Annotated in this window: 5 protein-coding genes; 2 read left to right on the plus strand and 3 right to left on the minus strand. The window is 72.8% G+C overall.

What is annotated here, in order from left to right:
• Nucleotides 1–175 precede the first annotated feature (175 nt).
• Nucleotides 176–718: an alkyl hydroperoxide reductase gene (locus tag ACFU7Y_RS39205; RefSeq protein ID WP_224283643.1), complete on the minus strand. Its 543-nt coding sequence runs from the start codon at nucleotides 716–718 to the stop codon at nucleotides 176–178.
• Nucleotides 719–721: 3 nt separating this feature from the next.
• On the minus strand, nucleotides 722–1,273 hold the full coding sequence (locus tag ACFU7Y_RS39210) for a peroxiredoxin (RefSeq protein WP_224283642.1): 552 nt from the start codon (nucleotides 1,271–1,273) through the stop codon (nucleotides 722–724).
• A 189-nt stretch (nucleotides 1,274–1,462) separates the two neighbouring features.
• On the opposite strand from ACFU7Y_RS39210, the gene ACFU7Y_RS39215 reads away from it, so the two are divergent.
• A complete protein-coding gene (locus tag ACFU7Y_RS39215) occupies nucleotides 1,463–2,413 on the plus strand; it encodes a LysR substrate-binding domain-containing protein (protein ID WP_224283641.1) in 951 nt (316 codons plus the stop codon).
• Between the two features lie 4 nt (nucleotides 2,414–2,417).
• Here the strand turns inward: ACFU7Y_RS39215 and ACFU7Y_RS39220 are convergent, their stop codons facing one another.
• Complete coding sequence (locus tag ACFU7Y_RS39220) at nucleotides 2,418–3,047, minus strand: TetR/AcrR family transcriptional regulator (RefSeq protein WP_224283640.1); 630 nt, start codon at nucleotides 3,045–3,047, stop codon at nucleotides 2,418–2,420.
• Between the two features lie 124 nt (nucleotides 3,048–3,171).
• On the opposite strand from ACFU7Y_RS39220, the gene ACFU7Y_RS39225 reads away from it, so the two are divergent.
• On the plus strand, nucleotides 3,172–5,367 hold the full coding sequence (locus tag ACFU7Y_RS39225) for an MMPL family transporter (protein WP_380771227.1): 2,196 nt from the start codon (nucleotides 3,172–3,174) through the stop codon (nucleotides 5,365–5,367).
• The last annotated feature ends 36 nt before the right edge of the window (nucleotides 5,368–5,403 follow it).

Consider the following 5,403-nt stretch of genomic DNA (forward strand, 5'->3'; position numbering starts at 1 on the left):
GGCGTACGGCTGAGCGCTCGGCGGCCGCCCACCCCGCCCCGTCGGCCGCGCCCGCTACCGACTGACCCCGCCACCGGTCGGCCCGGCCGTACCGGCCCCGCCGGCCGGGGAGAACGACGACGGGCCCCTCGCGGACGTGGTGTCCGGGAGGGGCCCGTCGGGGTGCCGGGGTACGTCAGGCGCCGGCGGCGGCCAGGGCGGCCTCGGAGTCGAGGACGCCGGCCACGGCCTGGAGGACGGCGGCGATCTTCATCGAGGCCTGGACGACCTCGCGCTCGACGCCGGCCTTGCGCAGGACGGCCTCGTGCGAGTCGAGGCACTGCCCGCAGCCGTTGATGGCCGAGACCGCGAAGCACCAGAGCTCGAAGTCGACCTTCTCGACGCCCGGGGTGCCGATGATGTTCATCCGCAGACCGGCCCGCATCGTGCTGTACTCCTTGTCGGAGAGCAGGTGCAGCGTCCGGTAGTAGACGTTGTTCATCCCCATGATCGCGGCCGCGCCCTTGGCGGCGGTGTACGCCTCCGGGGAGAGGTTGGCCTTGGCCTCGGGCTCCAGCTCGCGCAGCAGACCGGGGCTGCGGGTGGCCATCGCGCAGGACAGCACCGTGCCCCAGAGCTGCTGGGCGGGGAGGTCGGAGTTGCCGATGACCGAGCCCAGGTTGAGCTTGAGGTCCTTGGCGTAGTCCGGGAGGGCGGCCTTCAGGTCGTCGAGAGCCATGGGTCAGCCCGCCAGCAGGGCCTGGGCGTCGAGGGTGTCCTCGCCCTTGTTCCAGTTGCACGGGCACAGCTCGTCGGTCTGCAGGGCGTCCAGCACCCGCAGGACCTCCTTGGGGTTACGGCCGACGGAGCCGGCGGTCACCATGACGAACTGGATCTCGTTGTTCGGGTCGACGATGAAGACGGCGCGCTGGGCGGTGCCGTCCTCGTTCTCGACGCCGCAGTCGCGCATCAGGTCGTGCTTGATGTCGGCCAGCATCGGGAAGGGCAGGTCGCGCAGGTCCTTGTGGTCCTTGCGCCAGGCGTGGTGCACGAACTCGGAGTCGCCGGAGACACCGAGGATCTGGGCGTCACGGTCGGCGAACTCGTCGTTCAGCTTGCCGAACGCGGCGATCTCGGTCGGGCAGACGAAGGTGAAGTCCATCGGCCAGAAGAAGACGACCTTCCACTTGCCCTCGTAGGACTTGTGGTTGATGTCGGCGAAGGCGCTCGCGGCATCCAGGTCGACACAGGCCTTGAGGTCGAACTCGGGGAACTTGTCACCGATCGTGAGCACGTTCGCTTCTCCTGAAATAGATGAGGGGAGTTTGTCCGGATTCCGGACAACACCCACCATTCCACATCGTGGACTGATCAGGGAAATAGCTAGACTGGATGTGTCTGATCGGAGATTGCTATCAGTACCGAAACCCCCACGTCGCGGCCGGGCCCCCGCAAGGGCGCCGGCGCCAAGACCGATCCGACTGTGGCGAGCACCACAGTCCGCAGCCCGCGCACCCCGACCGTCGCCCAGCTGCGGGCCTTCGTCGCGGTGGCCGAGCACCGGCACTTCCGGGAGGCCGCCGCCGCCACCGGGACCAGTCAGCCCGCACTGTCCGGGGCGGTCGCGGCGCTGGAGGAGTCGCTGGGCGCGCAGTTGGTCGAGCGTACGACGCGCAAGGTGATCGTCACCCCGCTGGGGGAGCGCGTGCACCAGCACGCCCGTCGGGTGCTCGCCTCGCTGCAGGCCCTCACCGAGGAGGTCGAGGCCGCCCGCCGCCCGTTCACCGGGCCGCTGCACCTGGGCGTCATCCCGACCGTCGCGCCCTACCTGCTGCCCACCGTGCTGCGGCTGGTCCGCGACCGCTTCCCGGACCTGGAGCTGCACGTCCACGAGGAGCGCACCCCGTCGCTGCTGGAGGGCCTGGCCGCCGGGCGGCTGGACGTCCTGCTGCTCGCGCTGCCGGCCGGCGGGGCCTCGCCGACCAGGGACATCCCGCTGTTCGACGAGGACTTCGTCCTGCTCACCCCGCCCGGCCACCCGCTCGCCGGGCGGATCGACGTGCCGCGCGACGTGCTGCTCGACCTGGAAGTCCTGCTGCTGGAGGAGGGTCACTGCCTGCGCGACCAGGCGTTGGACATCTGCCGCGAGGTCGGCGCGGCCCCGGTGGGCTCGACCACCCGCGCAGCCGGCCTGTCCACCCTGGTCCAGCTGGTCGCCGGGGGCCTCGGGGTGACCCTGCTGCCCGCCACCGCGCTGGACGTCGAGGCCGGGCGCACCGATCGGCTGGCCGCCGTCCGCTTCGCCGCCCCGGCGCCCGGCCGCCGGATCGGGCTGGCCGTCCGGCCGGGCTCGGCCCGCAGCGCCGAGTACGAGCGCTTCGCGGCCGCGCTGCGCGAGGTGCTGGTCGAGCTGCCGGTGCGGATCGCCTCCTAGGGCCCTAGCGGAGTTCCGCTGCCGGGGTGCCCAGACAGAGCCCGACCGTCGTCGCGACCAGGAGCTCCAGCGCCTCCAGGGTGTCCTGGTCGGGGCGTTCGCCGGGTCGGTGCAGGGTGAGGTGGCGGGCCGTCAGGCCGTCGAAGCCGCTGAGGAAGTGGACGGCGATCCGGCGGGCGGGCAGCGCCAGGGGCAGGCCGTGGGCGGCCGCGAGGGCGCTGAGCATCTCGGTGGCGGTGCCCTCGATGTCGTGCTGGAGCCCGAGCATGATCTCCTGCATGTCCGGGTCGCGCATGGCCAGCGCCCCGAACTCGCTCAGCAGCACGCAGCGCCCGTGCTCGCCGGTGGCGGCCTCCCAGAGCGCGTGCACCAGGGTGCGGACCTGTTCGCCGAACGCGCCGTCGCCGGGGGAGGCGGCGCGCACCTCGCCGACGAAGTCGGACTTCAGCTGCTGGACGACCGCCCGGTAGAGGTCCTTCTTGGTGCCGAAGGTGTAGTGCACCGTCGCCTGTGCCACGCCCAGCTCGGCCGCGATCGCGCGGGTGCTGCCGGCCGCGATTCCCTCCCTGGTCATCAGGTCGATCGCGGCCTGGACCAGTTGCGGTCGGCGTTCGGAGGCGGGGACGTGAGCCATCCAGCCAGGGTAGCGCCACGAGCGGGCAACTGTGTCGCATGATCTTGTCGGTCAACTTTGTCACCCGACAAAGTTCGGTCTACGGTGGGACGCGACCTGCCCTGACCGACCCGAGGGACCGCCGATGGCCACGTACCTGTACCGACTGGGCCGATACTGCTTCCGGCGACGACGGGCCGTCGTCGCCGTCTGGATCGCCCTGCTCATCGCCATCGGCGGGGCCGCGGGCGCCTTCGCCGGCAAGACCACCGATGAGTTCAAGGTCCCGGGCACCGAGGCGCAGGCCACCCTGGACCGGATCAAGGACACCTTCCCGGCGCAGGGCCACGGCTCCGCGCAGGTCGTCTTCTCCGCCGGTGCGCCCGGCGGCATCGGGACGCCCGAGGCGGGCCGGGCGGTCGGCGAGGCCGTCGCCCGGATCGCCCAGGTGCCGGGCGTGGCCGCGGTGCCGGACCCGTACGCCACCGGCGCGCTCTCGCCGGACGGGAAGGTCGCGCTCGCGCTGGTCTCGTTCGACCACAAGCTCGCCGACGTCACCGACCAGCAGCGCGACGCCGTGAAGGCCGCCGCCGAGCCGGCCCGCGCGGCCGGGCTGGACGTGGCCTTCGGCGGCGACGCGTACAACACGATGGCCCGGATCGAGGGCGGCAGCGAGGCGATCGGCCTGGTGGTGGCCGGGCTGGTGCTGGTGGTGACCCTCGGCACGCTGGTCGCCGCCGGGCTGCCGCTGCTGACCGCGCTGGTCGGCGTCGGCGTGACGATGGCCGGCCTGCTGGCGCTCACCGGCTCCTTCGAGATCATCACCACCGCGCCGGTGCTGGCCCTGATGGTCGGCCTCGCCGTCGGCATCGACTACGCGCTGTTCATCCTCTTCCGGCACCGCCGCCACCTGGACGAGGGCCTGGAGCCGGAGGAGGCCGCAGCCCGCGCCACCGCGACCGCCGGCAGCGCCGTCGTCTTCGCCGGCCTGACCGTGGTCGTCGCGCTCGCCGGACTCGCCGTCGCGGGCGTCCCCTTCCTCACCGTGATGGGTCTGGCCGCCTCCGGGGCCGTGGTGGTGGCCGTCCTGGTCGCGATCACGCTGCTGCCCGCCGTGCTGGGATTCACCGGCCGGGCCATCGACCGGCTGCCGATCTGGAAGCGGGCCCTGACCGCCAACGGCCGCACCACCCTGGGCGAGCGCTGGGGCCGCTTCGTGGTCCGCCGCCCGCTGCCCGTCCTGCTGGTCGCACTGGCCGGGCTGGGCACCCTGGCGGTGCCCGCCGCGAGCCTGGACCTCGGTCTGCCGAGCGCCGGTTCGCAGGCCGCCGGGACGGACGCGCGCAAGGCGTACGACCTGGTCGGCGAGAGCTTCGGGCCGGGCTTCAACGCGCCGCTGGTGGTCGTGGTGGACGCCCACGGGGCTCCGCAGCCCGAGCAGGCGGTGCAGGGCGTGGCCGCGAAGCTCCGGACCCTCGACGGCGTCGGCACGCTGCTGCCGCCGGCCGTCGACCAGGCGAGCCGCACCGCGCTGGTGACCGTCATCCCGCGGACCGGCCCGGACCACGAGGACACCAAGGCGCTGGTCAACGAGATCCGCGGCCAGAAGGCGGATCTGAAGTCGGCGACCGGCGCGGACATCGCCGTCACCGGCACCACGGCCGCCAACATCGACGTCTCCACCAAGCTCGGCCAGGCACTGCCGCCGTTCCTCGCGGTGATCGCCGGGATCGCGGTGGTGCTGCTGGCGCTGGCGTTCCGCTCGGTGCTCGTCCCGCTCAAGGCGGTGGCCGGGTTCCTGCTCAGCATCACCGCCTCGCTCGGCGCGGTGGTCGCGGTCTACCAGTGGGGCTGGCTGGACGGGCTGGTCGACGTGCCCAAGGTCGGGCCGGTGGTGAGCTTCGTGCCGATCCTGCTGATCGGCGTGCTGTTCGGGCTGGCGATGGACTACGAGCTGTTCCTGGTCTCCGGGATGAAGGAGCAGCACGTCCACGGCGCGGCGCCGCGCGAGGCCGTGGTGGCCGGGGTGCGGAACGGGGCCCGGGTGGTCACCGCGGCCGCGCTGATCATGGTGGCGGTGTTCGGCTCGTTCGTCTTCGGCCACGACCCGATCGTCCAGCCGATCGGCTTCGCCCTCGCGGTGGGCGTGCTGGTGGACGCCTTCGTGGTGCGGATGGCGCTGGTGCCGGCCACGATGGCGCTGTTCGGCAAGGCCGCCTGGTGGTTCCCGAAGCGGCTGGAGAAGGTCGTGCCGCGGGTGGACATGGAGGGCGAGCAGCTGATCGCCCGGCTGGCGGAGCAGCCGGCCAAGGAGCCGGCCAAGGAGCCGACCCGGGTCTGACGGCCCGTACGAGGCGCCCGGCGGGAACCCTCCCGC

Source organism: Kitasatospora sp. NPDC057542 (assembly GCF_042801945.1).
Classification (GTDB): domain Bacteria; phylum Actinomycetota; class Actinomycetes; order Streptomycetales; family Streptomycetaceae; genus Kitasatospora.